Genomic DNA, 26,999 nt, shown 5'->3' with positions numbered 1-26,999 from the left:
GCACTGTCTCAGGCTCAGGATCAGGCACAGGCACAGGCTCAGGCTCAGTCTCATGCTCAGGCTCAGGCTCAGGCTCAGGCTCAGGCTCAGGTGTAAGAACTACTGGTGGTGTGTCCGGTTGTGGACCTACTGCTGTGTCATCTTTCGCCGGTTTGGGCGACGTCAGCTCTGGGGATAACAGCGGAGATTCGTTATCTTCAATTACCGGGGAAGAGGGTTCCGCCTGAGGCGTGGGTTTGTCATCTACGGGCGCTGGTTTGTCTTTTTTGAACCAGCCGAAAAACTTTGACATGGGCGTTGCGGATCCTTTGAAAATCGTTGGGTTATCGGCTCTAGCCGATTAGACTGTTCGCAATCATAGCATTTCTTGAATTGACAAATGAAGCGAGCTGTTAAAAGCCCGGCTGCTGCCCTGGGCAGCATCCGTATTATTGGTGGGCGATGGCGAGGCAGAAAGCTGCCAGTGATGGATTTGGATGGCTTAAGGCCAACCACAGACCGCACCAAAGAAACGCTGTTTAACTGGTTAGCCGCTTATGTGGCAGACAGTCATTGTCTTGATGCTTTTGCGGGTACCGGTGGGCTGGGCCTTGAGGCGCTATCCCGGCACGCGGCTTCTGCCACCTTTGTGGAGCAGGATCGCCAGGCCGCGCAGTTGTTGGAAAAAAACATTCAAACGCTGGGCGCTCACCAACAGGCCAAATTGATTAAAGGCGGTGTGCAAGCCTATTTATCAAGCTGTACTGAGCGTTTTGACTTGGTGTTTCTCGACCCGCCTTTCCACCAGTCTTTATTAGGCGAGGTTATCCCTTTACTGAGTGCCAACAAGTTGCTCAATCATGGTGCTCTGATATATGTGGAAGCTGAGGTTGGTGCGTTATTGCCCATACCTTGTGAATGGCAATTGCTAAAACAAAAGCAGACTAAGCAAGTCAGTTATCAACTCTACCAGTACCAGGAGATAACATGCAAAAGCCCAACGGAACAGGGGTAACCAGGATTTGGCGCGCCACCCGTTGTTCCATGGATGGGATTGGCTATGCGTTTCGCTATGAATCTGCATTTCGCCAGGAGATTCTGCTGTGTCTGGTGTTGATACCTGCTGCGCTGTGGCTGGCAGACTCCCCTGTGGAGTTAATTCTGCTTATTGCTCCACTGCTGTTGTTGCTGGTGGTTGAGTGCTTGAATAGTGCTGTAGAAGCGACCATAGACCGGATAAGCACCGAGCGCCATCCGCTATCTAAACAAGCGAAAGACTTAGGCTCGGCCGCTGTGTTTTTTACCATGTTAATCATAGTTGTGAGCTGGCTCGCTATCCTGCTGCCCAAGTTGCTTTAGTGAGCTGTGAGCAGTGGAGACCCGATTGGACAAAATCTTTAGCCCAAATAGCACCTCACGCTAGTTATATAAATCCTTACACTTTGCAACAGCCTGATGTCTGGTTAGTCACTATGCTGATTTAGCCAACATGGAGGAGCCGTTGTGCGTATATTATTGAACATGATCGGGTTCGTGCTAAGTGGGGCGCTTTTTACTGTGCAGGCTTATGCTGACCAAACCGGACAGATGTGGTGGTACGAAAAGTCTAATCTGGACGGCACTAACGCCGCCTATATTGCCGTTTACTTTCCCGCTGAAAATCACATTGAATCGTTTAAATGGCATCCTGGTGCAGCTCGCGCAACCCTTGTCCGGGCGGTTACTCATCCACTGACTAAAAACGTTTCAAGCTTTGCCGTGGCCAGATTGAATGCGCAAGGTGAGCAACAACAAATGGCCAGTTTGTTGGAACAAGATGGCGCTTTGCAAATAGCGCTGGGTGGACAGCAAATACAGTTTGCGTTAAATGGGCAGTATTGGCACAGCTATGATTTTGACTTCGCCAGTCTCAGCGGGTTTTTCGCCGGTAGGGCTGATGAGCATACGACACTGGCATTTGAGCGGTTAGACTTCGATTTGCAACAAAAACCGGTGCAATTTAAATCATTTGGTGAAGTGCAGTTGCAGTTTGTTGATGAACAACAAGTGGATGGAAGGACCAGCCTGCATTATTTTATTGGCGGTACGGGGTTATCTGGCAAGCAGGGCGATATTTGGTTTGATAAACAAAGCAAAGGCCTTGTAGGTTATGCCATCCCTGTTGGGGATGAGCCTGGCTATGAGTCGGTCAGGTTGCGCTTGCTTGAAGTTCGAACGTTAGCGTCGTCAGCCTGGCAGGCGTTTCAGGTGCAGCAGTTAGCAATGCATTAAGGAACAGGGCTGCTTATCTTTTGAGCATGAATTTGTTTATATTCAGCCCCCAGCTGGTTACAACCTCGCTCCGCAGACCTGGTGTTATTCGCTTATTTCCAGGCCGATATTACTGATACCTTCTTCTGTGGCCATAGTGCGCAATTGCGACATACTTTCTTTGTCCCTTTTCAGCGACTCGAGACGGTCCAGCAGCTCATTTTGAAAGGCCACTTCCCATTCCATCAGTGGGTGGGCTTTAATTTGTTTGGCGTCCAGTTCTTCTTCACTGGTAGCTTCAATAAAAGCTTCAACCGAGCCTTGCGACAGCTTGCTAATGACCACCGCGCCTTGCAAATCTTCTCCCATCATCAGCTGCAACAGTGCTGCAAATGACATGCAGAGGTCGATGGCGGGGTACACGCCATAGGAGTCGAATGCATCTGCATCCGGCGTGGCTTCTTCAATACGCTCAAGGTGCACGCCCAGGTTTAGTTTGGCTTTAGGATTGGCCAACCAATCCCACACGGCATTCAGACTATTGCGGTATTGTTCTGCATCACCAAAGTCGCTGACTTCACAAAATAACTGATAGTTAGGCAGGCTGCGTTCCACCAAAGTGGCGCCGAAGGCCACGGCTTGCCAGTCCTGTAGGGTTCTTACCCGTTGAAAAGTGTTTAACTTCATGCGCTATGCTCCAAGTATTTGGCGATACCGTCCAGGAACATCTGAATAGAGATCATGGCCAGAATCATACCCATCAGACGCTCCACAGCGGTTAAGCCTCGCTCGCCCAGGATGCGATGGAACAATCCAGAAAACATAAGAATCACTGATGACACAAACCAGGCTGACACGGCGGCGATAGTCCAGTCAGTCATGCGGGTAGGATCCTGATTGGCAATCAGAATCAGCGCGGCTAACAAGGACGGGCCGGCAACCAATGGGATAGCCAAAGGTACCAAAAAGGGTTCCGAATCTGAGCTGTGACCTGTTGGGCCGCCTGGCTGGGGAAAGATCATGCGGATGGCGATCAGGAATAACACAATCCCCCCCGCGACACTGACGGTTTCTTGCCTGACGTTGAGAAAATCCAATACGGCCTGACCGCTGAATAAGAACAACAGCATGATAGCCAGGGAAAAAAGTAACTCTCTGGCTACAATTATACGTCGGCGTCTGGAGGGTATCCCTTTCAGTACAGACATAAAGATGGGCAGATTGCCCAGAGGATCCATGATGAAAAACAACATGATAGCAGCAGACCAGGTATCCATTGATTTCCCAGGAGTTGAGTGACATTCTTTGTGTCTGCGTATTATCTGTCAAAATAGGCAGATTTTCAGTAAGTTAATTGAAAAGACCATCATGTGGCAGCCAAGTGGTACTGACGACATACTAGACTGTGTTTGTTCGGGGGAGGCTAGTGGTAACAGGTCTGTATGAAAAACACCTATACCAGTAACGGGGATGTGAAAAATGAGTTTGATGTCAGTGTCTGAAGTGGCAGATTATCTGGGCGTACAGGAAATCCGGGTTGAGCGTTTAGAGCGCGAGAGTTTGTTGGTGGCAAAAGACAAAGATGCTGCAGGTAACCCTTTGTTTGACAGTGATGATGTACGCAGATACAAAGAATTAGCAGAGCGCTTAGGCGGTATCTGAAAAAAGGGAAGCTAAGCTTCCCTTTTTTATTATTTTTTACGCATCAAGTAGTGCACGGGCAATAGTTCTAATTCCCATGCCTGTTGCACCCGCTGGCATAGTCGAAGTGGCGGTATTATTGAAGGCACCGGCCAGGTCCATATGTACCCAACCTTTACCGCTGTTGGCAACAAAGCGAGACAAGAAACCCGCAGCATTAGAGGCGCCGCCGGCACCACCACCTTTCATGGGACGGCTGTTGGCCGTATCCGCATAAGGAGATGGACACATTTCCTGATGCCAGATGTCCAATGGCAACGGCCATACGGGTTCCATTTCCTGTTCGGCAAATTGCTGCATCCGTACTTGCGTGTCTTTATCCAAGCCGAACAATGCATGGTATTCACCGCCTAGCGCCATCACTGCAGCACCGGTCAGGGTGGCAGCGTTGATTGTCAGGGGCGCACCTGTCTCACCTGCGGCCAGCAGACCATCGGCCAGTACTAAACGTCCTTCGGCATCGGTGTTAACGATTTCCACTGTCAGACCGTTTTTATAGGTCAGAATGTCGCCCAATTTGTAGGCATGACCGCTGATCAGGTTCTCGGCACAGCACAAGAAGAGTTTTACGCGTTTGTTCAGGCCTTGTAATATCGCCAAACCCAGCCCGCCACTGACGGTTGCTGCACCACCCATGTCGCATTTCATGGTCAACATACCTTCGCTGGCTTTAATGCTGTAACCACCGCTGTCAAAAGTAATACCTTTGCCAACCAGGGCCGCTGCCACCGGCTCGTCAGCCTGACCACTGGGATTGTAGTCAAGCTCAAGCAGTACAGGTGGGCGCTCGCTACCACGACCTACATTGTATATGCCGGTCCATCCAGCTTCTTTAAGCTCTTCGCCAACCAGTGTTTTTGCTGAGATATGGCCTGGGGCCAGCTCGGACAGCCAGTTAACCACTTCGCTGGCCAGGCTCTGAGGATAGATATCTTCAGGGGTGCGGTTGACCAGGTTACGGGTAAATAGCAATGCCTGGTACATCTTGGCCAGTTTGTCCTGGTTGGCATCTTCTGCCCACTGGATATGGTTTTGTTTCTTGGCCGTTGTGAAGCTGCCTGCAAAAGCCCATTGCTGATCCAGGCTCCATGTGCCAGCGAGCTGCACTTGCTCTATTCCCATACCATCCAATACGCGGGCAGCTTTGCGAATGCTACGGGTTTGATCTTTATCCGCACCTGAAAGGTGAATGGTGGCGGTTTGTTTGTCGAACGATACTGGCGCTTTGCTTCCCCATAGGCTGTCTGGGGCTGATGAACTAAGGCGGACTTGCAAGCTGGACATGAAATACTCCTGTTATGCTATCCTGAGCGGCTTGTTTGCCCAGGCAGTTAAGTCCTGTCATTTTACCAGCTAAGGTGTGTGTCTCAAGCCATGCTCTTTAATCCTCCTTTAATTCGCGGTGTATTGCTGAAAAGATACAAACGTTTTTTGGCTGATGTGCAGCTTGATAACGGTGATGTCGTGACTGCCCATTGTGCCAATACCGGCGCCATGACCGGCTGCGCTGAGCCAGGGTTTGTGGTGTGGTTGTCCTATCATTCTGACCCAAAGCGCAAACTCGCTTATAGCTGGCAATTGGCACAAACTCATCAGCAGCACTGGATTGGTATTAATACGCTAAATGCTAATCGCATCGTGGAAGAAGCCGTGCGAGCGAGCAAGGTTGCAGAGCTAAGCGGCTACCAGCAAGTTACCCGGGAAGTGAAATACGGCCAGGAAAACAGCCGTATTGACTTATTGCTCAGAGCATCTGATAAGGCTGACTGCTATGTGGAGGTTAAGTCCGTCACTTTGCTGGAGGATGGACAAGGCTATTTTCCTGATGCGGTGACCCAGCGCGGCCAGCGCCATTTGGCCGAGTTGGCTTATATGGTAGAGCAGGGCGCGCGGGCTGTACTGTTTTTTTGTGTGCAGCATAGTGGTATCCAGTCTGTTAAAGTGGCAAGCCATATTGACCCGCAATACGCTCAGACCCTCGCTAAGGCACAGGCGTCAGGGGTGGAAATCATCGCTTATGATTGTTGTTTTAATGCTGAAAAAGTCCTATTAAATCAACCCCTCGAATTTGTTAATTGAAATTGAGGGTTGATTTTTACCCGCTAAAGACCATATAAGGCTTCTGATTTTGGACAGTGCAGCACTTGATGAGCCTGTCATGATAAAAATTGCCTGGCAAAGGGCTTTCTGCTATAGATAGCCGCTTGCTTTAGCTCGGAAAGCTGTTTAGGAGACTTGGCTGATGCCAACAGAAAATTCACATAAGTCACTCGGATTATTGGCTCTGGCCGGTTTAACTCCTTATCAGGAGAAAGACGGCGAAGAGTATATGAATGAGGGGCAACTGGAGCATTTTCGCGCGATTTTGAAGGCGTGGCGTGATCAGTTGCGCGAGGAAGTGGATCGTACCGTGCACCATATGCAGGACGAAGCGGCAAACTTCCCTGATCCAGTTGATCGTGCGGCCCAGGAAGAAGAATTCAGCCTGGAATTGCGTACCAGAGATCGTGAACGTAAGCTAATCAAGAAGATTGAGAAAACACTCAAGCGTATTGAAGAAGACGATTTCGGTTTTTGCGATGCTTGCGGTATCGAAATTGGCGTGCGCCGATTAGAAGCTCGTCCTACCGCAGATTTGTGTATCGACTGCAAAACCATGGCAGAGATCAAAGAAAAGCAGATGCAGGGCTAAGCCCTTTTTCAACTGTCGTCAGAAGTGAATGATGCCACTTCCAGATGATGCCCGGCTCAGGTCGGGCTGAGATTCTGTCGAGGTTAAAAATCGCAGCTTCCCTGCTGTTATTATTGTCCCCATGTCTGAATCCTCTCTTTACATCGGGCGTTTCGCGCCATCTCCTTCCGGCCCATTACATCTAGGCTCGTTAGTTGCTGCGCTTGGTAGTTTTTTGCAGGCACGTAGTCAAAATGGCAAGTGGCTGGTGCGTATTGAAGATATTGATCCGCCCAGAGAGCTTGTGGGCGCTTCAGCACTTATCCTACAGCAGTTGCAGGAGCATGGATTGACATGGGATGGACAGGTGCTCTATCAGAGTCAGCAATCAGCGCGATATGAGGCCATATTGGCAAGGCTGGCGGATGCCGGGCAAAGTTATTCTTGTCAGTGCACCCGGGCACAGATAAAAGCGGCCGGGGGGCATATTCGCTGTGCAGGTCCCCGTGAAAAAAGCGGACCTGCAGCCATTCGTTTCTTAAATCAAAAACCTGTGCATGGATTTACCGATAGGCATCTGGGTAACATTGAGGTTGGACCCGAGTTAGCCGAAGAAGACTTTGTGATTCGCCGCAAAGATGGATTATATGCCTACCAACTGGCGGTGGTAGCCGATGATATTGAGCAAGGCATCACTGAGGTGGTACGAGGGGCTGACTTGCTGGAAGCGACAGTATTACAGATTGCTCTGTATCACGCACTTGGCGCATTAGCGCCGAGTTGGTTGCATTTACCCCTGGCGGTCAGCAAACCTGGTTTTAAACTCAGCAAACAGAATCACGCGCCGGCTCTGCAAGGCAGGCAAGCTTTAGATAATATTCGTCAAGCTCTGGCTATTTTGGGTTTTGGCAAGGAGTTGCTGGCCGATTTTGATCAAGTGGACAGCTTGCTAAACTGGGCCGTGGCTAACTGGCAAATCTCGCGGCTTCCTCGTCACCGGGAAGTGCAACTTGAACTATCATCACACTAAGCACGTCGATTCTCTTTTTGCCCTTGCTGGTATATTATTAGCGCCCATTTTTTAGGCTCATGGGCAGTGCAGGAGACAGCATTATCATTTCCCGTGTTATAAACAAGGTCAAACAGGTGCTTTCCGGCCAGCCTGCCAAGATCAAGCTTACCCCTGTGAGCATTCCTCGTGCAGAGCATGGCATTTCCCGTCAGGACATCAGTGACAATGCCTTGAAAGTATTGTACCGACTGCACAATGCCGGTTTTCAGGCGCATTTGGTAGGCGGTTGCGTACGTGACCTGCTGCTTGGTTTACACCCAAAGGACTTTGATGTGGCCACGGACGCTGAACCTGAGCAGGTTAAGGCGCTGTTTCGCAATTGCCGGCTGATTGGTCGCCGTTTTCGCTTGGCGCATGTGGTTTTTGGTAAAGAAATTATTGAGGTGGCTACTTTCCGTGGACATCACCAATCGCAATCTGACGAGGTGGATGACAAGCAAAGCAAGCACAGCGATGAAGGCTTGATCCTGCGTGATAACGTTTTCGGTAGCATTGAAGAAGACGCACAGCGACGTGACTTCACATGCAATGCCATGTATTACAACATTGCTGATTTCAGTGTCACGGATTTTGCTGGTGGTATGCAGGCGCTGAAGGAGCGCAAGATCCATCTGATTGGTGATCCGGAAACCCGCTATCGCGAGGACCCAGTGCGCATGCTGCGGGCAGTGCGCTTTGCTGCCAAGCTGGATATGCAAATTTCCAAAGAAGCCGGTGATATTATTCCACATCTGGCTCCCTTACTGGCCAATATCCCGCCGGCGCGTTTGTTTGAAGAAGTGCTGAAACTGTTTTTATCCGGTAAGGGGTTGGAAACCTACCGTTTGTTGCAACAATACGGCCTGTTTGCCCAGCTTTTCCCACAATTGCAGCCCATGCTTAAAGTACCAGGTAGCAAAGAGTGCCAGTTTGTCGAGCAGGTGCTGATTAATACCGATGAACGTATTAACGCGGACATGCGCGTTACTCCTGCTTTTATTTATGCCGCATTACTTTGGTATCCGGTGGAGTTGCGTAGCCAACAGTTGCAAGCAGAGGGTGGTTTAAGCAATCAGGACGCCTTTAACATGGCCATGAACGATGTGCTGCATCGTCAATTGCAGCGCATTATGATTCCCAAGCGTTTTACCTTACCTATCAGAGATATTTGGGCATTGCAGCATCGTCTGAGCAGACGTTTTGGTCGCCGTGCCTACATGCTGTTAGAACATCCGAAATTCCGGGCTGGTTATGATTTCCTTTTGCTGCGGGCCGGTATTGAAGGTGGTGAGTTGGAAAGTCTGGCTAGCTGGTGGACTGAGTTTCAGCACGCGGATGCTGAACAGCGTAAAACCATGCTCGAGCGTTTGCAGGAAAGAGACAGTGGCAAGCGCAATACCCGTCGACGCAGACGACCTCGCACCAGCAAGAAGCCACAAGCCTGATGAACCTTTGTTATATTGGGCTTGGCAGTAATCTAAGCCAGCCCCAGGCTCAGTTACTGCAAGCACTGCGCATGTTGAATCATCCGGATATTGGTAGGTTGGTCCGCTGTTCTTCTTTTTATACCAGCAAGCCTATGGGGCCTCAGGATCAGCCCGATTATGTGAATGCCGTGGCGGCGGTTGAAACCGATCTGTCTCCACTTGATTTGTTAAGGGTCTTACAAGCTATTGAAAATGATCAGGGGCGGGTACGAGAGCGTCGCTGGGGCGCCAGAACCTTGGACCTGGATATTCTGCTGTATGGCCAACAAGTTATTGAGTTACCCGATCTGACGGTTCCACACTATGGAATGGCAGACCGGGAGTTTGTGTTGTACCCGTTGTATGAGATAGCGCCAGCGCTGCAAATGCCGGATGGACAAAAGCTGACAAGCTTATTGGCAAATTGTCCGGCCAATGGTCTGCTAACCTTGCTGGATAGCAACCAAGTACACGACGCTCTGGCGGTATGCTGACTTCGGTGTACCAAGGGGACGGTAACTCCGTTCTGGTGGGATAAATCGCTTGTAGCGACGTGGGGGAAACCTATGAAGAAAGTGACGATCTCAACTCTGGCTAAAATGAAGCAAGAGGGTGAGCGAATCAGTGTTATCACGGCTTATGATGCCAGCTTTGCCAAGCTATTTGACGAGCAAGGTATCGAAGTGATGTTGATAGGTGACTCTCTGGGTATGGTTTTGATGGGGGAAGACAGCACCTTACCCGTAACCATAGAGCAAATGGCCTATCACACTAAGTCGGTAAAAAACGGCGCTAAGCGTGCCTTTGTGGTCGCTGATATGCCCTTTATGTCTTATGCCACTGCCGAGCAAACTTATGCCAATGCTGCCAGGTTAATGGCGGCAGGGGCTGAAATGGTCAAAATGGAAGGTGGCTCTTGGTTAGTCGAGAGTATTAAAGGACTGACAGAACGCGGTGTGCCGGTTTGTGGTCACCTTGGCCTGACACCCCAATCCGTACACAAGTTTGGCGGCTTTAAAGTGCAAGGCCGTGACGAGCAGGCTGCCGAGGATATTCTTGCCCAGGCTCAGGCCTTGGAACAGGCCGGTATCCAACTATTGGTGCTGGAATGTATTCCTACCGAGCTTGGTCAACGAATCAGTCAGACACTGAGCATTCCGGTAATAGGTATAGGTGCCGGTCCACATACCGATGGCCAGGTATTGGTGATGCACGATATGTTGGGTATCAGCGCAAACTATATGCCGAAGTTTTCCAAGAATTATTTGGCCGTAACCGGTGATATTCGTAAAGCCGTCAGCTTGTATATCGAAGAAGTCAAAAATGGCGACTTCCCAACCGAGCAGCATAGTTTTAGTTGAGGTAAATGATGCAAGTGATCAGTGATATTGCCAGCCTGCGAGACATCAGACGACGCTGGCAACTAGAAGGTAAGGTCATAGGATTTGTGCCGACCATGGGTAATCTGCACCATGGCCATTTGCGCTTAGTTAAAGAAGCCCGGGAAGTCACCGACATTGTTGTGGTGTCTATCTTCGTTAACCCCTTGCAGTTTGGTCCAGACGAGGACCTGGCTGCCTATCCGCGCACTATGGCACATGATCTGGCTGCCCTGGAATCTTTGGGGGTAGATGTTGTATTTACCCCGCAGGTTGAGGATATCTACCCGCGTGGCCTGGAGCAGCAAACTTTTGTCGAGGTTCCTGGCATCTCATATATGATTTGTGGGGCCAGTCGTCCTGGGCATTTTCGTGGCGTAGCCACTATCGTCTGTAAGCTGTTCAATATGGTACAGCCAAACCATGCCTTCTTCGGCGAGAAAGATTTCCAGCAACTCCAGGTGATTAAAGCCATGGTCACGGATTTGTCTATGAACCTAAAGATCCATGGTGTATCGACGGTCCGAGAAGGTGATGGCCTGGCTATGAGCTCCAGGAACAACTATCTGACGACGGCCGAACGGGAAATTGCTCCAGCGTTATATCGTCACCTTAAGTCCATCGCCGATGCGATTCAACTGGGCCGCCGTGATTTCTCGCGCCTGATTCAGGAGCACAAGCAAAAGCTGCTGGATGACGGATTTAAACCTGACTATATAGAGATCCGCTCGGCGGAGTCCCTATTGCATCCCAGCCATGAAGATACCCATCTGGTAATATTGGGCGCTGCATTTTTGGGACGCGCCAGGTTAATTGATAATATCCAGGTGGAGCTAACGGAATAGCGGCTACACTTTTCTGGTATCAAGAAGAAGGACACTTATGGGTACCAGTTTTAAGCCTGCCTTTTTATGTTTGTGGCTGGGGGCGTACAGTTTGACAACCGGGGCAGCACCTGCTCGTCCCAGCCTGCTAATCAGCACTATTGAACATCCGCAAATTTCTCTGATTGAAAACGACCTGCGCATGGCTTACGACCGTCTTGGTATCACTGTGCAATTTACTCAGGTGGCCGGAGAACGTGAATTCATGGTGGGAAATCGCGGCGAGGTTGACGGCATTGCGGCAAAATTTTCCCTGGTCGAACAGCAGTTGCCGGAAATGCTCAAGGTCAATGTGCCTTTGATGAATGTCGAAGTGTATCTGGTTTGTGCTGCTGACACCGTGTGTCAGCAACCAATACTGGATGATCCCAAGCAGACAGTGGCGTTACTGGGCGGAGAGAACGCCATGAGTTTTGCCTTGCGCCATCGCAAAGCGCAGCGTCTGGAACTGGTATCCCATGAACAAATCCTTAAACTGCTTGAGATTAAACGCATTAAGTATGCTGTTGTGGCATTGTCTTACGAGAATATCCAAATGATTGACTCAGGCGGTATTCAGATTTCGTTACCAGCGGTATACAGTGACATGGTCTTTCATTATCTACACCGACGTTACGTGGACTTGATTCCAAGCGTGGAAAGAGAACTAGGTAAGGTGGTGAGAGATAGCCAGAGCAACCGGGCTGATATGCACTGATTGACACTCAGCCTAACGCCTCCATGACCTGCCGAAATTGTGGCAGAGTAACGGCTAATCTATGCTGCTCCGCTAGAATTTCAGTCAAGTCGTCTGCGCTGGTCAGCGGGTTGGCCAGGACCACACGAAATACGTTAATGGCCTGCTGCGGATAATCCTGCGTCTCCAGCCGGGTGCGGGAAACAAAGGAATGTCCGGATTCCCGCTGGTGTTTCTGAATCGCCACAGTCAATTCGTCCAGCAGGGGATGTAGACTGTTGGCAAGCTGCGGTTCGACCAGCAGTCTCTCTTGGACCGCCTGCGGCACATACCGATAGGTCAGTAAACACAGCACCGGGGAGGTGGTCAGTTGAAAGTGTGGGTGCGCTTCAATCATGGCAGCGAAGGCTTTGGCTTTTTCGATGCTTTGATCAATCAACAGTTCGTACCCGTTTCTGCCGAGAATATGTAATGACGCATACAGCATCATCGCCATACCGTTACGCGAACCTTCCAGACTAGTGGCGCCCAGATCTTTTGAGCCCTGGCGCAGAATGTATTGCGCGTGATGACGGACCTGATTACCCGCATCAGGATCTTTAAACAGCACCATACCGGCCCCCATGGGGACATACATCTGCTTATGGGCATCCAAGGTTACGGAGTCTGCTCGTTCAATTCCTTTGAGCAAGCCGCCATAGCGACGTGAAAACAAGGTTGCACCACCCCAGGCCGCATCTACGTGCAAGTGACAGCCTAATTCAGCCGCGACATCTGCCAGTTCATCCAGTGGGTCGATGTGACCGGTCTCTGTCGTACCGGCCAGGGCAATCAGGGCCATGACTTTGCCTCCCTGGGCCAGTATCGCTTGGCCCTCTTTAAGCGCAAGTTGCGGATCTAAAGTCTGATTAGGGCAGGGCAGCGTCAACAGACTCTGACGACCCAGACCCAGCACATCTACCGCTTTACCCAGTGAATAATGACCACGCCGGGAGGTGATAACAGAGAGTTTTTGGTAGCCGTATTCTTGCATTCCTGCCAGCAAGCCATCTTGGCTTATACCGCGAAATTGCCCTCTGGGGGCAAAAAGCCGGTTGCGGGCTACCCACAAGGCCGAGATATTGGCGATGGTGCCGCCGCTGCAAAAACTACCCAGACTGCGGTTAGCATTGTGCAGGTACTGCTGGTAGAAACTGTCATCATGTTTGTAAACCAGACGGTGAATCATACCCAGCACCTGACGCTCCAGAGGCGTAAAGGCCTTGGACGTTTCAATTTTGACCAGATTCTGGTTAAGGCCTACCAGCAATTTAGCCAAGCTCAGATGAAAATAGGGGAGCGCTGAGGTCATATGGCCGATAAAGCGGGGGGAATAAGTATTGACCGAATGGGCTACCAGCTTGTCTAGTAGCTGTTCTGCATGCTCGGAGACAAACTGGGGCTGCTCAGGAATGAGTGACTGGTTGAAGTCCTGCTCGATATCTTCCAGAGAGCGGTTGCTGGCGACGACGTGCCGGGATAGAAAATCCGCGAGGTTGTCAGACAAATGGCGCTCTATTTGTGCCAGCTTGGAATCCTGACCTTCTGGCTTGGTAAAAACTCGATACAGATGTGCCAGGCTGGCTTGGGCGTTGGTCACTGACATTCTCTATTCAACCGTCCGGACGCGGACTTTACCCTTTTTCCCCTCTGGCGTCATCCACTGCAAAGTGAGCTGGACAAATTGGTATCCGCCCGGCAATAGCGCTGCTATATTGAGATTATCGGGTTGATAAGAAGAAATTGCATGCGAATTAAAGAGATAGCTGGTTTGTTCGATATGGAGCGTATCGTGCCCTATTTCCAGCCGATAATGGATCTGCAGCATCATGCGGTGTGGAGTTATGAGTGCCTGGCCCGGCTTGTCACCGATGACGAACGAACCTTTTTACCCAGTGAGTTTCTCTACCTGGTGGAGCGTCATCAATGCTTCGGAGAGCTGAGCCAGCGGATTTTCTACAACTGTGCCAGTTATTTTCGTAACAACAACATGGCCTTTAGTATCAATATCAGCCAGCAGGATATTGTGGAGCCTGGGTTTGCCAAGTTCCTGGCTGAATTTCTGGATAACTATCCCGATCCCAGCAGGGTGACCCTGGAGTTGATGGCATCTACCGCGTTTGATTATCGTGATGACTTTATGTCTTTCCTGGCCATATGTAAGACGTTGAATGTCAGATTGTTTGTCGATCATTTTGGCGCTATTTCCAGCAATATCACCAGTATCCTTGACCTGCCCATAGACGGCGTAAAAGTCGATGGTTCGTTGATTCGGCAAGTCGTCAAAAGCCAGGAAGCGCTTGATTTTGTTGGTTACCTGAATCAATTGGCTGATGAGCGCAATATCGCCGTAATTGCCGAGCATATTGAAGACCAAAGTGCATTGGAGGCAGTACAGGGATTGGGAATTCGCTATGGCCAAGGATTCTATTTCAGCCGTCCCCAGGCCTTTTTAAATTAATCAGTGCTTTTGGTCATGAAGCGCGATGGCCGCGATTCTTGACAGTTGTAAATAAAATGTAGCAGGTCATCTTCGTCCGGTGAATTGACCAGTCCGGTAAGGATAAGGTACTTATGCGTTTACCTTATTACTGCCAAGGACTTTTCATGCAAGATCATGCCTGCGTTCCCCTGACGGATTATCAGGAATTTTCCCCGGACGAAATGCTCGCTCGGGCCCAAGCTTTTTATGCCAGTTGTCAGCGCCGTCATACCATTCGCTCCTTTTCAGATAAGCCGGTCAGTAAAGAACTTATCGAAACTTGCATACGCTCAGCAGGAACCGCGCCAAGTGGTGCAAATCATCAACCCTGGCATTTCGTGGCAATTCAGGATGCTGATCTAAAACGTCAGATTCGCGAGCAGGCTGAAGCTCTGGAGCGCTCCTTTTATGAAGGGCGTGCCGGCGAAGAGTGGCTGGGGGCACTTAAACCTTTGGGGACAGATGCGCAGAAACCTTATCTTGAGACGGCGCCCTGGCTTATTGCGGTGTTTAGCCAAAAGCGTGGTGGCATTCATGCGGAAGATAATCAGCAGAACTACTATGTACATGAGTCTGTTGGACTGGCCACGGGGTTTCTGATCCAGGCGTTGCATCAAGCGGGATTGGTGACACTGACTCATACACCCAAGCCCATGAGCTTTCTTACCGAGATATGCCAGCGCAATCCGGATAACGAGCGACCCTATATGCTATTGATTGCGGGTTATCCCGCCGAGGACGCCACAGTGCCCGAACATGCCTTGGTGAAAAAAGACCTGAGTGAGATATCTACCTTTCTCTAAGTCGGTTTGCAAAGAAAAGCCCCGCATCGGCGGGGGCTTTGTGTTTTTAGGGCAAGTCAACTTCCAACTGCCAGCTTTGCTGGCCACTGGCCCAGTACTTACGTTCGAATGGTGTCATGGGTTCGTCCGCTTGATATAGCGCTGGTGTGGCTGTCACGCCGGCTATAGCCAATGCCAGCGCAAACTCTTCAATATACAAAGGCCAATTACTGCGCACGGTAAGGGTGCCGCCCAGCTTAAGAATATCGGCAAATGACGCCCCCCCATGCCAGCGACGTTTAACGTGCATGGATTTTGGCCAGGGATTGGGGTATAGCAGGAAATGTCGCTGCAGTTTCCAGCCACTTTGATAAGCCAGACGCCAGAAGTCGTTTAAATCCGCGCGCAGCACCAGATAGTTGTCCTGATCCACCGCATAACCGCGCTCGTGTTTGCCGGTGCGCAGAGCAGACTTGTCCACGCCAATGACTTTAGCCTCAGGATAGAGTGCTGCGATAACGGCAGTGCTTTCCCCCACGCCGCAGCATGAGTCCATAATCAGTGGTCCTTGCCAGTCGCCCAGCCAGGCCTTTGCCTCGGCAAAGGCCTCCAGTGTGTGCTGGCTGAAGGGCTTTTGCGATTGACTGCTCAGGTGGCGTTTAACCAGCTCTTCCAGCTTTTCATGTGGACCATCTTGGTTACTGGTGACAATTTTAGACTCACCCATCAGCTACGGATCCCCACGCCTTTATTGATCAGATGCCATGCGGTGGCGAATAACGCCAGATTAAAGGCTAGCAGCACCGCGATGGAGGTGCCAATGCCTACATCGGACACGCCCAGGAAACCATAACGGAAACCATTGACCATATACACTATGGGGTTAGCTTTACTTACCCATTGCCAGAATTCAGGCAGCAGGATTAATGAGTAAAATACACCGCCCAAATAGGTGAGTGGGGTCAGTACAAAGGTAGGGATCACACTGATGTCATCAAAGGTTTTGGCATAAACCGCATTCACCAGCCCTGCGGCCGCAAACAAAGTGGCGGTTAATACCAGTGTGGCGACCAGCATCACTGGGTGGTGAATCTGTATATCCACGAATAACAGTGATACCAGGGTTACAATCAGTCCAACCAATAAGGCACGGGCGACGCCGCCACCAACAAAGCCGAGGATGATTATCCAGTTAGACAATGGAGCGACCAGAAGCTCTTCAACGTTACGCTGAAATTTGGCGCTGAAGAAGGACGATGACACATTGGCGTAAGCATTGGTGATCACCGACATCATAATCAGGCCGGGCACAATAAACTCCATATAGCTGAAGCCACCCATCTCGCCAATGCGGCTACCGATCAGGCTACCGAAAATCACAAAGTACAGGCTCATGGTAATGGCGGGAGGTACCAAAGTTTGCACCCAAATGCGCAAAAAACGTGTGCATTCCTTACGCCACAGGGTTTTAAGGGCGGTAAACTGCAAATTAGCCATGTTGTGCCTCCTTGGAAGCCGAAGTTTGGGTGCGACCGTCTTCGACAAGACGAACAAATAGCTCTTCTAGTCGGTTGGATTTATTACGCATACTCAGCACTTGAATACCTTGTTCGGAAAGTTGGCTGAATACGCCATTCAGACCCGTTGCTTTGGGGACATCCACTTCCAATGTATGGTCATCAGTTTGACGGTAGGCAAAGCCCTGCAACTGCGGTTTCAGGCTGTTGGCGGGCAGGTCGAGAATGAAAGTTTCAATATTCAGTTTGGACAACAGACCTTTCATGCTGGTGTTTTCGATGATGCGACCTTTGTCGATAATAGCGATATTACGACACAGCATCTCCGCTTCTTCCAGATAATGGGTGGTCAGGATAATAGTAATGCCCTGACGGTTTATCTCCTGCAGGAAGGTCCACATAGAGCGACGGATTTCTATATCTACACCGGCTGTGGGCTCATCCAGAATTAGTACTTTGGGCTCGTGCATTAAGGCCCTTGCGATCATCAAACGCCGCTTCATACCGCCGGATAAGGTACGGGCCGCCATATTGCGCTTTTCCCATAAATCCAGCTGTTTGAGGTATTTTTCTGCGCGCTGTAAGGCAAGCGGGCGTGGAACCCCATAATAACCCGCCTGATTGCAAACAATCTGCAGTAAGGTCTCAAACTGATTAAAATTGAATTCCTGCGGCACTAAGCCAATATGCGACTTGGCCTTAACCAGATCTTTATCCATATCATCGCCAAATATCACGACTTTGCCGTCTGACTTGTTAACCAGGCTGGCGATAATGCCAATGGTGGTCGATTTACCCGCTCCATTGGGCCCTAACAGGGCAAAAAAGTCGCCTTCCTTTACAGTCAGGTCTATACCTTTAAGGGCTTCTACATTACCTCTGTAGGTTTTACGCAGCCCCTTAATTTCCAAAGCATTTCGCATTTTTTGATTATCCAGTTTGGTGTGGCAGGATGGTGGCTTAGGATTAAGCGATCGTTCAAAGGTTGGGATGGTCAGGACACTTTTCAAGCGCCTGTTTGTTTTCAACAGCAATGAATCTTCAGACTAATATCGAAGCTAAGCACCAGATAAAAATATGGTGATAAGCTTCAAATGGATGGTTACGCGGTGACCTGGGCGATAAGACAAGTGCTGGGGAATGATAGCTTGCCCATCATTGCCATGACTGCCAATGCAATTGCGCAAAGACGCTGAAGGAGATTATCAGCAACTGTTGGAAAGCTCAGATGTTGAAGCCTTGCAACAAGTTGAACTGCTCGCGGGGCCCTTGCATGACACCCTGCCAGAGCTGGCTTTGATTATTGAACAGGCCTTGGAAATAATGGACCATGAAAAGGCCTTAGTAGGTTGTCGGGGGGCACTGCAGTTATTGCAAGTGCCCCAAAATGCAGGTCAGGAAGAAACGCAGCCTGAGTAATCAGGCTGCGTTTTTATCTTTGCAGCACATACGTAGGACCAGGTAACCGGCCACCGCTGAAAGCAATGAACCGCCAAGTATGCCTACACGCTCATCAAAGGCTAATTTCATTCCAGTTTCTTCAAAGGCTAATGAACCTATGAACAAACTCATGGTAAAACCTACACCGCACAGCAAGGCTGTACCGTACAACTGTATCATGCTGATATCTGAGGGGAGCTTGGTCAGTTTCAATTTTATTGCGACATAGCAGAAACCAAAAACGCCCACTTGCTTACCAACAAACAACCCGAGCAGAACCCCAAGGGTTACCGGATGTGCAATAGACTCCATACCCATATCTGAGAAATTGATGCCAGCATTGGCGAAGGCAAATAAAGGCAGGATGACATAGGCTACGGCAGGATGAAGGCTGTGCTCCAACTCCTGGACCGGAAGATATCCGGCTTTTTTCTTGTCATACATGGGTATGAAGAAGGCTAGTAGTACACCTGCCAACGTAGCGTGCACACCAGATTTAAGCATAGCAACCCAAAGCACAACACCAATCAATACATAAGATGCGATTTCTGTGACATTGCGCTTGTTCATCCACCACAGTACAAACAGGCTAAGGCCAGCTACTATCAAAGGCCCGGTAGAAATATTGTTAGTGTAAAACAGCGCGATAATCAAAATGGCGCCGATGTCATCAATAATGGCCAGGGAAACCAAAAATATTTTCAGGCTGGTGGGAATTCGGCTTCCCAGTAGTGCTAACACACCCAAGGCAAAGGCGATATCTGTAGCAGCCGGAATCGCCCAGCCAGATAAGGCATGATCATCACCGATGGTGAAAAATACGTAGATAGCCGCTGGCACAACCATGCCGCCCAGCGCACCAATAGCCGGAAGCATTATGTTGTCAGGTTTAGATAACTGGCCGGAACGTATTTCGCGTTTTAATTCCAAGCCAACCAGAAAGAAGAAGATCGCCATAAAACCGTCGTTTATCCACAGCAACAGCGGCTTGGCAATTTCCAGTTTGCCCACTTGCACGGCCACCGGAATATTTAGAAATGAGTCATACAGCGCAGCCAGTGGAGAGTTGGCTACGATAAGGGCGAGGGCGGCGGCAATCATCAGTAAGATGCCGCTCGCTGACTCCAGTTTGAAAAAGTCCTTCAATGCATTCATAGGGGCGTGACTCCATTATTCGTTATAAGGGGGCTGGTCTGCGTCCCGGTATTATTGTCAGCTATTCCTGAGGCCGCCGCCAGTAAAAGCGGTTCAAGTTTGCCGGTCAGTGCGCATATTTATGGCTTAACTGATTGATTTTCAAGTGGTCACCTGGCGGCTTTACGACGGAATAACAATTCCTAAGGGTTCAATCACTGTAGACCTTGGTGGCGCTTTGGCTGAGGGGCAGTTTAATGTACAATCGCGCATCTGTTTTTCCAGCCTGCAGGCTAAGGCATAGAGACCTTACCCGGTTGGTTTGCTTTTTGTGAATTAATGAGGAGCTATGATGCCCAAAGTCGCCATTGTGATGGGGTCGCAGTCAGACTGGCCTACCATGCAGCAGGCCGCCCTGATGTTGAAAGAGCTAGGTGTGGATTTTACTGCCAGAGTTGTGTCTGCGCACCGCACACCTGATCTGTTGTGTGAGTTTGCCAATAGTGCGGCCGAGCAGGGCTTTGAGGTCATCATTGCCGGTGCTGGTGGTGCTGCGCATTTGCCAGGCATGATTGCGGCGCATACTCATTTGCCTGTATTAGGCGTGCCAGTAAAGTCAAAAGCCTTGAGTGGCGTTGATTCGCTGTATTCTATTGTGCAGATGCCTAAAGGTGTTGCTGTGGGGACTTTGGCCATTGGAGAGGCCGGTGCGGCTAATGCAGGGTTACTGGCAGCGCAAATACTGGCGGTTAGTGATAAAGCGCTCACTGAACGCATTAAAGCATTTCGCAAGGCTCAGACGGACATGGTTTTAGCTAATCAAACCCTGGAGTTGCCTGAATGAAGGTCTTGATCTTTGGTGCCGGCCAGTTAGCCAGGATGATGTACCTGGCAGGGGCACCGTTGGGAATTGAAGTTTCAGCCGTTGATGTAGGGTCAAGGATTGTCGTTAATCCGGTCAGCAAAATGCCTTTGTCCATTACCTTGGACGAAGCCATGCTTGATGCTGATGCGATCTCTGTGGAGTTTGAACATATTCCCGAAGATCTTCTGGAGCAGGCGCGAAAAACAGGCAAGTTGTTGCCTGGAATGGAAGCTATCCTGACCGGGGCTGACCGGGTACGGGAAAAGCGTTTGCTTGAGCGTTTGGCTATCCCTAACTGCGCTCACCGAATCGTTGATGATGTAGCACAATTGGATGAAGTCGTTGATGCGCTGGGTGAGAAGCTTATCTTAAAAGCCAGCCGCGATGGGTACGATGGTTATGGCCAGTGGCGTCTGGCCTCTCGCCAGGATTTACCTGCCCTGAAACAGGAATTGGCGGGACTGGATTTGCATACTGTTCCCCTTGTAGTTGAGCAGATGTCCCTGTTTGACCGAGAAGTGTCTTTGGTTGGTATACGCAGCAAGGAAGGCCTGGTTAAGTTTTATCCGCTGGCAGAAAATCTGCATCATCAGGGGCAGTTGCATGTGTCTATCGCTCCGGCTCCAGGGTGCAGTGCTGCATTGACCGCGCAAGCTGAGGATATTTTCACGCGTCTGGCTGACGGACTGGGTTATATCGGCGTCTTGGCTGTTGAGTTTTTCCAGGTTGGGGAACAACTTTTGGTCAATGAAATTGCACCGCGTGTACACAATTCAGGGCATTGGAGCATGCAAGGGGCTGACACCTGCCAATTTGAGAATCACCTACGCGCTATTTGTGGTTTGCCATTAGGTGATACGCAGGCATTCGGTGCCAGCGCTATGGTTAATATTATTGGCTATGACAAACTCAATTTGGAACTGCTGAAGATCGGCGGCTGCCATTTGCATTGGTACGGCAAAAGCGTCCGAGTCAAACGCAAGATGGGGCATATTAATCTGGTTGGCGAAAACTATGCGAAGTTAGGCCGGATTATGTTGGATCTGGCAGATTATCTTCCTGACAGCCACTTTCCGCATTTGCGCGCTGAAGGTCAGAAACTGCAATCCATCTGATGAAGGGCCTGACGGCCCTTTGTTGTATCAGGATAGAGTCTTGTAAAAGTGTTTTTTGTCCCGATAATCTCAGGTAACACCATCTGGATGTCTAATTTTGGAAAGAATTGTGGAAAATATTATTCACGTTGATTTGAACAATTTTCAGCAAGTGATGTTGGAAGCCTCTCAGCAAAAACTGGTTATGGTTGATTTTTGGGCTGATTGGTGTGAACCATGCAAAAACCTGATGCCAATACTGGCAAAGTTGGCTGGCGAGTATGCCCAGCACTTAATTTTGGCTAAGGTCAACTGTGATGAGCAGCAACAAATTGCGATGCAATTCGGTGTACGTAGCCTACCTACCGTCATCCTTGTCAAAGATGGACAGCCTATAGACGGTTTTGCTGGGTTGCAGAGCGAGTCTGAGATTCGTGCCATGCTGGAAAAGCATTTGCCCAGTCCAGCTGACACCTTACTGGAACAGGCGCGCTTGTTACTCGATGAAGGCGATGCGCAGCAAGCCTACGGTTTGGCAAAACAAGCCCATGATTTGGATACACAGCGTGCAGATATTAAGTTTGTTTTGATCGAAGCTTATTTGGTGCTTGGCCGTATACAACAAGCTAAGGAATTATTGGCTAGCATTGGCATGGTTGATCAGGACGCGCAGTATCAAAGCCTGAAAGGGCGGATTGAACTTGCAGAACAAGCCGCAGAAAGTCCTGAAATTAAAGCGCTGCAAGATGCCTTGGAGCAACAGCCGGATAATCTGGAGTTGAAAGTGAAGCTGGCTGTGCAATTTCAGCAAGCCAATCGGGTTGAAGAGGCTCTGAATATACTGATGTCTGTGCTGCAGCAGGATTTAGCTTTCGGTGATGCCAGAAAAGTGTTGCTTGATTGCCTGAATGCCTTACCCAGTGGCGACCCATTAGCAAGTCAGTACCGCCGTAAGTTATATAGCCTGTTATACTAACCTGGAGCGGGGATACCCGCCTTGCCTGAATATCTGTTGGTCGCATTTGGTTGACATGCGGATAGATTTTGGGCAGTTTTCATCCCTCCATTTTCTTGCCCGATGAATGTTTGTCGGGTCGAATAAGTAGTTGGAACTATCTTGAGTCTGAAATCCGTGCTCAGAATATTCGCCTTGGCTTGTTTGTTAAATCTGCTGAATAGCGTTTTTGCTCTGGCTTCGGATGGCCGACTGCATGACTTTTTCCGTGAGCAATGGACGACAAGGGATGGCTTACCGCACAATACAATAAACAGCATAGCTCAAACAAAAGACGGATATCTGTGGTTCGCAACCTGGGAGGGGGTCAGCCGTTTTAATGGGCGGGAATTCAAGGCGTTTGGCCGAGGCCATTTGACTAAACTCCCCGATGATGGTGTGTATACCCTGGAACAGAATTGTGACGGTGGATTATTGGTTGCCAGTGCCCGAGGTGGGATAAGTATTCAACATAATGGTGCTTGGCAGGCACTGGAGATAGCGCCAGCCCTTATTCGCAGTATGCTATGTGACAAGCAAGGGAATCTCTGGTTTGGCACTGACGGCGCTGGACTAGTCCGCCAGGACAACGAAGGAAATAGAACATACTTTGCCGCTGAACAGGGACTCAGTTCATTAAGCATATTCAGCTTACAAGAAGATGCGCAAGGCCGAATATGGGTGGGAACGGCTAATGGGTTATTTGTCGTTGACGACAAACAAAAAATCAGGTTAACCGAGGTTCCAGGCCTGCCATCGGGGCCAATTTTTGCGTTGACACTGGATAACCAGCAGCGGCTTTTGGTAGGTACAGAGGCCGGGGCCTACCGACAAGACCGCGATAACTTTACCCTTTTGCATGGTCAACTGACCGATATCGCAATATCAAAATTGCTGATGGATGAGGATGAGCTATGGCTTGGAACTATAGGCCATGGCGTTTACCGGCTGGGCCGATACGGTTTAGAACACCTTGGTCAACAAGATGGCCTGCCGAACGAGCGTATCACCGCCATGTTCAAGGACAGTGAAAACAGCCTTTGGCTAGGCACTAATGGTGGCCTGTTCCGTTTGCGCGATGCGGCCTTTCGAACCCTGACACAAGCGCAGGGGCTGACGGATAATTTTGTGCGCACAGTATTGGTTGATACGCAGCAGCGGGTATGGATTGGCACTAGCAAAGGCGTCAATCTTATTGACGAGTCGGGTATCAGAGTACTTAACGGTGAGCGGATCAGTCAGACCATACTGAGTTTGGCCGAAGCGCCTGACGGCGGCCTGTGGGTGGGCACTTTTACCCATGGCTTGGTTAAATGGCAGGATGGTCAGGAAGTAGAGTTTATCGCTCGTGATGACGGGCTGCTCTCAAACGAGGTCCGAGCCATTCTACCAGCCAAAGATGGACGGCTTTGGGTTGCTACCGCATCAGGAGTTAACATCTTCAAGGGAAAACAATTTAAGACTTTAAAGGTTGAGGATGGGTTGCCCAGTGATTTCGCAGTGGCCTTACTTGAAACCAGTCAGCATGGTATCTGGATTGGTACCGCGACGGGGGTTGCCCGTTGGCAAGATGGTAAGGTGTATCCTCTGGATATTAGTGGTTTGGATGGGGCGCAATTTGTTTTTGACCTTTATGAGCAGGCAGACAAGCAGGCGCTATGGATGGCCACTGACCGTGGCCTGATTCGCTATCGATACCGGGATGGTCATTTAGCCATACTAGGTCGAGACATTGGAATGCCTTTTGATAAGTATTTTCAAGTGAGTGAAGATTTACTAGGCAATCTGTGGCTGAGCAGTAATAGAGGTGTTCTTAGACTGAGTTTTGCGCAAGTGGCTGGCATTCTGGACGGGCAAGGTGGACAGGTGGAGTACAGCTTGTTTGGCGAGTCTGACGGTATGGTCAGTGCCCAGGCCAATGGTGGTTCAAATCCCGCGATGAGTCTGAATGCACAAGGTCATGTCTGGGTTGCTACCTCCAAGGGCGCGTCTGTGGTTAAACCCGAGCGTCTCCGGCAATTTGGTGATTACAACATGCCGGTTGTCATAGAACATGTGCAGGTTGATGGCAAAGACTATATCCCGTCTGAGCGACTCATCCTGCCTGAAGGCGTGAGCCGTATAGAATTTCAATTTGCTGGTTTAGGTTATGTGGTGTCTCAGCGCATTCGGTATCGCACCCGCCTGGATGGTTTTGATAAGGCCTGGGTGTCAAGAGGCACACACAATAGTGCCGAATATACCAGCCTGGCACCGGGTGAGTATCGCTTTCACGTGATGGCTAGCTATCCAAATGGAGAGTGGGTGGGCACAGATGCGCAAATTACCTTCTATATTCCTCCCCGAGTATGGCAGCGAACGGGCTTTTGGCTGGCATTATCCGTCGTATTCGTGTTATTGCTGATAGTGGCAGTTAAATGGCGGCTACTGGCATTGCAGCGCGCTTCGCAACGTCTGCAAGACAAAGTGGAAGAACAGACATTGGCATTGCGGCAGCAGACCTTTTCTCTTCAGCAAGCGAATTGGGATAAATCACAGTTGCTGGAAAAGATCCGTCAGCAAGCTGAAGCCTTTGAACAACAAGCCAGACAGGACAGTCTTACGGGGCTGGCAAATCGTCGCGCATTTGATGAAGCCTTGCAGCGTGAATTCTCGCGGGCGAATCGCCAAACTGCACCCTTTTGCCTGTTGTTACTGGATCTAGACCATTTTAAGCAGATTAACGACAACTGGTCGCACGCCGCCGGTGATGCGGTATTGCAACTGGTAGCCAATACGTTACGTCATCATAGTCGTGAAGTCGATCTGGTTGCCCGTTGGGGGGGCGAAGAATTTGCTGTGCTACTGCCCAATACGGATAGGGAGGCTGGTGTTAAGTTGGCGGAAAGATTGAGGTTAGCTGTTATGCATATAAATTGCAGTGAAATAGCGACGGGTCTGACGCTCAGTGCTAGCCTGGGGCTTGCTGAATATCGCCATGGGCAAAACACGGAACAATTGTTACAAGCCGCAGATACTGCACTCTACCAGGCCAAACAAGGGGGCCGAAATATGACATGTGTGGCGTCATAACTGTGCTTTATCAAATTGTGAATATCTCGTGATACTTTTGCGATAATTTCCTCCGATGCTTGTTCCTCAAACAAATAAAGAGGAAAGGCAATGAAAAACAAACTCTCAGTATTTACTGCGCTGCTGCTGGCTTCCACTGCCAGTCATGCTGCAGATCTAGAAATTCATGTTCAGAATCTGACTCAGGGGATTTACTTCACCCCACTCTTAATTAGCGCACATCCCGAGGAAATGATGTTGTTCAGAACTGGCGAGCACGCCAGCGCTGAACTGCAAGCCATGGCGGAAGGCGGCAATATAGAGCTTTTGGCTAATCAGATGGGTAATGGCGGTGCAAATAATCTTGAGAATCCGGCCGGTGGATTATTAGAACCCGGAATGATGGCCAGTGGCATGCTCTCCAATGATGAAGGCAACGCGAGCTTGTCACTGGTTGGCATGTTGCTGCCCACTAATGATGGCTTTGTTGGTCTGGATAGTTGGCCTATTCCATCTGAACCCGGTACTTATCACATCTATCTAAATGGCTATGATGCTGGTACTGAAGCGAATAATGAGGCACGCGGTAGTGGAATGCCAGGTGAAGCGGGTTTCCCTGTGCCACCGCCATTGGAAGCGCTGATCGGGCATGGTGGTACGGGTGTAACCACTGAAGAAAGCAACCAAACCGTGCATATACATCGCGGTAATCTCGGTGACAGTAATGCTACCGGCGGGAAAAGCGATATTGACAGTACTGTACAGCGTTGGCTGAATCCGGTGGCCAAGGTCACAGTGATTGTTAACTGAGGGGCCCAAGATGAAGCTAGTTAATTCAACAGTGCGATTAGCGGTGGGTTTGACAATACTAGGCGGACTTACTGCCTGCGGCAGTGATAATGAGCCAGTGGTAAGTAATCCGCCCCCCACGCCCCCACCAATTGAGATGAAAACCTTTGAGGTGACACTCAGTAATCTAACCTATGGCCAGCCTTTGTCCCCTGCTGCATTGTTGCTCAGAAATGAAGGTGCTTTGTGGGAGATCGGGCAAATGGCTTCTGTAGAAGTCGAGCGAATAGCGGAAGGTGGTGATAACTCGGCTTTGTTGTCGCTGGCTGGTAATAAAGTCACGGCTTCAGCAGATGGTCCCCTAGAGCCAGGTATGAGCCAGACTTTTAGTCTGCAGCTTGAGGCAACAGAATCTGCCAATCTGACCTTAGTGACAATGTTGGTGAATACCAATGATGCCTTTACCGGTCTAACTGGACTGAATCTGGATGCCATGCAGCTTAATGACAGTTGGAGTATGACATCCGGTATATATGATGCGGGTACTGAGGCAAATTCTGAATTAGCTGGCACCATCCCAGGTCCGGCTGATGGTGGCGTTGGCTTTGATGCTATGCGGGATGATGTTGATTTTGTCGCTATGCACCCTGGTGTAGTTCGCCAGGATGATGGTAAAGCCGACTCAGTGTTAACTCAGATGCATCGTTTTGATAACCCTGCTATCAGGATACGTATTACCCGGGTGGAGTAACGTT

29 protein-coding genes and 1 pseudogene are annotated in these 26,999 nt (G+C 49.9%); 21 read left to right on the top strand and 9 right to left on the bottom strand.

Going from position 1 to position 26,999, the window contains the following annotated elements:
• Positions 1-292, bottom strand: a pseudogene (locus J0A65_RS18825) (hypothetical protein); the annotation flags it as partial.
• Between the two features lie 87 nt (positions 293-379).
• On the opposite strand from J0A65_RS18825, the gene rsmD reads away from it, so the two are divergent.
• The 3 genes from rsmD (at position 380) to J0A65_RS18810 (ending at position 2,250) form a co-directional block, all read left to right on the top strand.
• Positions 380-994 carry a 16S rRNA (guanine(966)-N(2))-methyltransferase RsmD gene (gene rsmD / locus J0A65_RS18820; protein WP_206595881.1) on the top strand — a complete coding sequence of 205 codons (615 nt, stop codon included), beginning with the start codon at positions 380-382 and terminating at the stop codon, positions 992-994.
• Positions 967-1,338: a diacylglycerol kinase gene (locus J0A65_RS18815; protein ID WP_206595880.1), complete on the top strand. Its 372-nt coding sequence runs from the start codon at positions 967-969 to the stop codon at positions 1,336-1,338. The genes rsmD and J0A65_RS18815 overlap by 28 nt, the downstream gene beginning before the upstream one ends.
• 144 nt (positions 1,339-1,482) lie before the next feature.
• Entirely contained in the window at positions 1,483-2,250 is a 768-nt protein-coding gene (locus tag J0A65_RS18810) for a hypothetical protein (RefSeq protein ID WP_206595879.1), read from the top strand.
• A gap of 84 nt (positions 2,251-2,334) precedes the next feature.
• Here the strand turns inward: J0A65_RS18810 and J0A65_RS18805 are convergent, their stop codons facing one another.
• A complete protein-coding gene (locus tag J0A65_RS18805; protein WP_206595878.1) occupies positions 2,335-2,916 on the bottom strand; it encodes a YjaG family protein in 582 nt (193 codons plus the stop codon).
• Entirely contained in the window at positions 2,913-3,506 is a 594-nt protein-coding gene (locus J0A65_RS18800) for a YhgN family NAAT transporter (protein WP_206595877.1), read from the bottom strand. Before J0A65_RS18800 ends, J0A65_RS18805 begins: the two co-directional genes overlap by 4 nt.
• 202 nt (positions 3,507-3,708) lie before the next feature.
• Here J0A65_RS18800 and J0A65_RS18795 point away from each other — a divergent pair, with 202 nt between their 5' ends.
• The gene (locus tag J0A65_RS18795; protein WP_206595876.1) at positions 3,709-3,891 is read left to right on the top strand and encodes a helix-turn-helix domain-containing protein; all 183 of its coding nucleotides are present in this window, start codon (positions 3,709-3,711) and stop codon (positions 3,889-3,891) included.
• A gap of 36 nt (positions 3,892-3,927) precedes the next feature.
• On the opposite strand, the gene pepB is transcribed toward J0A65_RS18795, so the two are convergent.
• Positions 3,928-5,214: an aminopeptidase PepB gene (gene pepB / locus J0A65_RS18790; protein ID WP_206595875.1), complete on the bottom strand. Its 1,287-nt coding sequence runs from the start codon at positions 5,212-5,214 to the stop codon at positions 3,928-3,930.
• A gap of 90 nt (positions 5,215-5,304) precedes the next feature.
• On the opposite strand from pepB, the gene sfsA reads away from it, so the two are divergent.
• The 8 genes from sfsA to J0A65_RS18750 all read left to right on the top strand — a co-directional run bounded on the left by sfsA (position 5,305) and on the right by J0A65_RS18750 (position 12,078).
• Positions 5,305-6,009, top strand: a complete 705-nt coding sequence (gene sfsA / locus J0A65_RS18785) for a DNA/RNA nuclease SfsA (RefSeq protein ID WP_206595874.1) — start codon at positions 5,305-5,307, stop codon at positions 6,007-6,009.
• Between the two features lie 163 nt (positions 6,010-6,172).
• The gene (gene dksA, locus J0A65_RS18780; protein ID WP_206595873.1) at positions 6,173-6,622 is read left to right on the top strand and encodes an RNA polymerase-binding protein DksA; all 450 of its coding nucleotides are present in this window, start codon (positions 6,173-6,175) and stop codon (positions 6,620-6,622) included.
• 121 nt (positions 6,623-6,743) lie between these two features.
• On the top strand, positions 6,744-7,631 hold the full coding sequence (gene gluQRS, locus J0A65_RS18775) for a tRNA glutamyl-Q(34) synthetase GluQRS (RefSeq protein WP_206595872.1): 888 nt from the start codon (positions 6,744-6,746) through the stop codon (positions 7,629-7,631).
• A gap of 161 nt (positions 7,632-7,792) precedes the next feature.
• Complete coding sequence (gene pcnB, locus J0A65_RS18770; protein WP_206595884.1) at positions 7,793-9,097, top strand: polynucleotide adenylyltransferase PcnB; 1,305 nt, start codon at positions 7,793-7,795, stop codon at positions 9,095-9,097.
• A complete protein-coding gene (folK, locus tag J0A65_RS18765; RefSeq protein ID WP_206595871.1) occupies positions 9,097-9,612 on the top strand; it encodes a 2-amino-4-hydroxy-6-hydroxymethyldihydropteridine diphosphokinase in 516 nt (171 codons plus the stop codon). The genes pcnB and folK overlap by 1 nt, the downstream gene beginning before the upstream one ends.
• 72 nt (positions 9,613-9,684) lie before the next feature.
• Positions 9,685-10,479, top strand: a complete 795-nt coding sequence (panB, locus tag J0A65_RS18760; RefSeq protein WP_206595870.1) for a 3-methyl-2-oxobutanoate hydroxymethyltransferase — start codon at positions 9,685-9,687, stop codon at positions 10,477-10,479.
• Between the two features lie 8 nt (positions 10,480-10,487).
• Positions 10,488-11,342: a pantoate--beta-alanine ligase gene (gene panC / locus J0A65_RS18755; RefSeq protein ID WP_206595869.1), complete on the top strand. Its 855-nt coding sequence runs from the start codon at positions 10,488-10,490 to the stop codon at positions 11,340-11,342.
• Between the two features lie 37 nt (positions 11,343-11,379).
• Positions 11,380-12,078 (top strand): hypothetical protein, encoded by a 699-nt coding sequence (locus J0A65_RS18750; RefSeq protein WP_206595868.1) that lies wholly within the window; start codon positions 11,380-11,382, stop codon positions 12,076-12,078.
• Between the two features lie 7 nt (positions 12,079-12,085).
• Here J0A65_RS18750 and panP read toward each other — a convergent pair whose 3' ends face one another.
• Entirely contained in the window at positions 12,086-13,696 is a 1,611-nt protein-coding gene (gene panP, locus J0A65_RS18745; RefSeq protein WP_206595883.1) for a pyridoxal-dependent aspartate 1-decarboxylase PanP, read from the bottom strand.
• 147 nt (positions 13,697-13,843) lie between these two features.
• Between panP and J0A65_RS18740 the strand changes: the two genes are divergently transcribed.
• Both J0A65_RS18740 and J0A65_RS18735 read left to right on the top strand, forming a co-directional pair.
• On the top strand, positions 13,844-14,557 hold the full coding sequence (locus tag J0A65_RS18740; RefSeq protein ID WP_206595867.1) for an EAL domain-containing protein: 714 nt from the start codon (positions 13,844-13,846) through the stop codon (positions 14,555-14,557).
• 146 nt (positions 14,558-14,703) lie between these two features.
• Complete coding sequence (locus J0A65_RS18735) at positions 14,704-15,381, top strand: nitroreductase family protein (protein ID WP_206595866.1); 678 nt, start codon at positions 14,704-14,706, stop codon at positions 15,379-15,381.
• A 46-nt stretch (positions 15,382-15,427) separates the two neighbouring features.
• Here J0A65_RS18735 and trmB read toward each other — a convergent pair whose 3' ends face one another.
• From trmB to J0A65_RS18720, 3 genes are read right to left on the bottom strand one after another with little or no spacing between them, the layout of a single operon-like run.
• Positions 15,428-16,087 (bottom strand): tRNA (guanine(46)-N(7))-methyltransferase TrmB, encoded by a 660-nt coding sequence (gene trmB, locus J0A65_RS18730; protein ID WP_206595865.1) that lies wholly within the window; start codon positions 16,085-16,087, stop codon positions 15,428-15,430.
• The gene (locus J0A65_RS18725) at positions 16,087-16,857 is read right to left on the bottom strand and encodes an ABC transporter permease (protein WP_206595864.1); all 771 of its coding nucleotides are present in this window, start codon (positions 16,855-16,857) and stop codon (positions 16,087-16,089) included. Before J0A65_RS18725 ends, trmB begins: the two co-directional genes overlap by 1 nt.
• A complete protein-coding gene (locus tag J0A65_RS18720) occupies positions 16,850-17,800 on the bottom strand; it encodes an ABC transporter ATP-binding protein (protein ID WP_206595863.1) in 951 nt (316 codons plus the stop codon). Before J0A65_RS18720 ends, J0A65_RS18725 begins: the two co-directional genes overlap by 8 nt.
• A 250-nt stretch (positions 17,801-18,050) precedes the next feature.
• Here J0A65_RS18720 and J0A65_RS18715 point away from each other — a divergent pair, with 250 nt between their 5' ends.
• A complete protein-coding gene (locus J0A65_RS18715; RefSeq protein ID WP_206595862.1) occupies positions 18,051-18,296 on the top strand; it encodes a hypothetical protein in 246 nt (81 codons plus the stop codon).
• Here J0A65_RS18715 and nhaA read toward each other — a convergent pair whose 3' ends face one another.
• Positions 18,297-19,472, bottom strand: a complete 1,176-nt coding sequence (gene nhaA / locus J0A65_RS18710) for a Na+/H+ antiporter NhaA (protein ID WP_206595861.1) — start codon at positions 19,470-19,472, stop codon at positions 18,297-18,299.
• Positions 19,473-19,803: 331 nt separating this feature from the next.
• Between nhaA and purE the strand changes: the two genes are divergently transcribed.
• The 6 genes from purE to J0A65_RS18680 all read left to right on the top strand — a co-directional run bounded on the left by purE (position 19,804) and on the right by J0A65_RS18680 (position 26,995).
• Positions 19,804-20,295, top strand: a complete 492-nt coding sequence (gene purE / locus J0A65_RS18705) for a 5-(carboxyamino)imidazole ribonucleotide mutase (protein WP_206595860.1) — start codon at positions 19,804-19,806, stop codon at positions 20,293-20,295.
• On the top strand, positions 20,292-21,431 hold the full coding sequence (locus J0A65_RS18700; RefSeq protein WP_206595859.1) for a 5-(carboxyamino)imidazole ribonucleotide synthase: 1,140 nt from the start codon (positions 20,292-20,294) through the stop codon (positions 21,429-21,431). The genes purE and J0A65_RS18700 overlap by 4 nt, the downstream gene beginning before the upstream one ends.
• A 109-nt stretch (positions 21,432-21,540) precedes the next feature.
• Positions 21,541-22,386 (top strand): thioredoxin, encoded by an 846-nt coding sequence (gene trxA / locus J0A65_RS18695; RefSeq protein WP_206595858.1) that lies wholly within the window; start codon positions 21,541-21,543, stop codon positions 22,384-22,386.
• A gap of 141 nt (positions 22,387-22,527) precedes the next feature.
• Positions 22,528-25,476, top strand: a complete 2,949-nt coding sequence (locus J0A65_RS18690) for a ligand-binding sensor domain-containing diguanylate cyclase (protein WP_206595857.1) — start codon at positions 22,528-22,530, stop codon at positions 25,474-25,476.
• 90 nt (positions 25,477-25,566) lie between these two features.
• Entirely contained in the window at positions 25,567-26,265 is a 699-nt protein-coding gene (locus tag J0A65_RS18685; RefSeq protein WP_206595856.1) for a spondin domain-containing protein, read from the top strand.
• Positions 26,266-26,275: 10 nt separating this feature from the next.
• Positions 26,276-26,995, top strand: a complete 720-nt coding sequence (locus tag J0A65_RS18680; RefSeq protein ID WP_206595855.1) for a spondin domain-containing protein — start codon at positions 26,276-26,278, stop codon at positions 26,993-26,995.
• Positions 26,996-26,999 lie beyond the last annotated feature (4 nt).

It is taken from the genome of Bowmanella yangjiangensis (assembly GCF_017255015.1).
In the GTDB taxonomy this organism is placed as follows: domain Bacteria; phylum Pseudomonadota; class Gammaproteobacteria; order Enterobacterales; family Alteromonadaceae; genus Bowmanella; species Bowmanella yangjiangensis.
Note: the sequence above shows the minus strand (reverse complement) of the source record. Positions and strands in the feature narration are given on the sequence as shown.

What these genes read in the sequence shown, in the direction of transcription:
- rsmD (WP_206595881.1), top strand. Translation starts at nt 380, where the DNA reads ATGAAGCGAGCTGTTAAAAGCCCGGCTGCTGCCCTGGGCAGCATCCGT.
- J0A65_RS18815 (WP_206595880.1), top strand. Translation starts at nt 967, where the DNA reads ATGCAAAAGCCCAACGGAACAGGGGTAACCAGGATTTGGCGCGCCACC.
- J0A65_RS18805 (WP_206595878.1), bottom strand. Translation starts at nt 2,916, where the DNA reads ATGAAGTTAAACACTTTTCAACGGGTAAGAACCCTACAGGACTGGCAA.
- J0A65_RS18800 (WP_206595877.1), bottom strand. Translation starts at nt 3,506, where the DNA reads ATGGATACCTGGTCTGCTGCTATCATGTTGTTTTTCATCATGGATCCT.
- J0A65_RS18795 (WP_206595876.1), top strand. Translation starts at nt 3,709, where the DNA reads ATGAGTTTGATGTCAGTGTCTGAAGTGGCAGATTATCTGGGCGTACAG.
- pepB (WP_206595875.1), bottom strand. Translation starts at nt 5,214, where the DNA reads ATGTCCAGCTTGCAAGTCCGCCTTAGTTCATCAGCCCCAGACAGCCTA.
- sfsA (WP_206595874.1), top strand. Translation starts at nt 5,305, where the DNA reads ATGCTCTTTAATCCTCCTTTAATTCGCGGTGTATTGCTGAAAAGATAC.
- dksA (WP_206595873.1), top strand. Translation starts at nt 6,173, where the DNA reads ATGCCAACAGAAAATTCACATAAGTCACTCGGATTATTGGCTCTGGCC.
- gluQRS (WP_206595872.1), top strand. Translation starts at nt 6,744, where the DNA reads ATGTCTGAATCCTCTCTTTACATCGGGCGTTTCGCGCCATCTCCTTCC.
- folK (WP_206595871.1), top strand. Translation starts at nt 9,097, where the DNA reads ATGAACCTTTGTTATATTGGGCTTGGCAGTAATCTAAGCCAGCCCCAG.
- panB (WP_206595870.1), top strand. Translation starts at nt 9,685, where the DNA reads ATGAAGAAAGTGACGATCTCAACTCTGGCTAAAATGAAGCAAGAGGGT.
- panC (WP_206595869.1), top strand. Translation starts at nt 10,488, where the DNA reads ATGCAAGTGATCAGTGATATTGCCAGCCTGCGAGACATCAGACGACGC.
- J0A65_RS18750 (WP_206595868.1), top strand. Translation starts at nt 11,380, where the DNA reads ATGGGTACCAGTTTTAAGCCTGCCTTTTTATGTTTGTGGCTGGGGGCG.
- J0A65_RS18740 (WP_206595867.1), top strand. Translation starts at nt 13,844, where the DNA reads ATGCGAATTAAAGAGATAGCTGGTTTGTTCGATATGGAGCGTATCGTG.
- J0A65_RS18735 (WP_206595866.1), top strand. Translation starts at nt 14,704, where the DNA reads ATGCAAGATCATGCCTGCGTTCCCCTGACGGATTATCAGGAATTTTCC.
- trmB (WP_206595865.1), bottom strand. Translation starts at nt 16,087, where the DNA reads ATGGGTGAGTCTAAAATTGTCACCAGTAACCAAGATGGTCCACATGAA.
- J0A65_RS18725 (WP_206595864.1), bottom strand. Translation starts at nt 16,857, where the DNA reads ATGGCTAATTTGCAGTTTACCGCCCTTAAAACCCTGTGGCGTAAGGAA.
- J0A65_RS18720 (WP_206595863.1), bottom strand. Translation starts at nt 17,800, where the DNA reads ATGCGAAATGCTTTGGAAATTAAGGGGCTGCGTAAAACCTACAGAGGT.
- J0A65_RS18715 (WP_206595862.1), top strand. Translation starts at nt 18,051, where the DNA reads ATGCAATTGCGCAAAGACGCTGAAGGAGATTATCAGCAACTGTTGGAA.
- nhaA (WP_206595861.1), bottom strand. Translation starts at nt 19,472, where the DNA reads ATGAATGCATTGAAGGACTTTTTCAAACTGGAGTCAGCGAGCGGCATC.
- purE (WP_206595860.1), top strand. Translation starts at nt 19,804, where the DNA reads ATGCCCAAAGTCGCCATTGTGATGGGGTCGCAGTCAGACTGGCCTACC.
- J0A65_RS18700 (WP_206595859.1), top strand. Translation starts at nt 20,292, where the DNA reads ATGAAGGTCTTGATCTTTGGTGCCGGCCAGTTAGCCAGGATGATGTAC.
- J0A65_RS18685 (WP_206595856.1), top strand. Translation starts at nt 25,567, where the DNA reads ATGAAAAACAAACTCTCAGTATTTACTGCGCTGCTGCTGGCTTCCACT.
- J0A65_RS18680 (WP_206595855.1), top strand. Translation starts at nt 26,276, where the DNA reads ATGAAGCTAGTTAATTCAACAGTGCGATTAGCGGTGGGTTTGACAATA.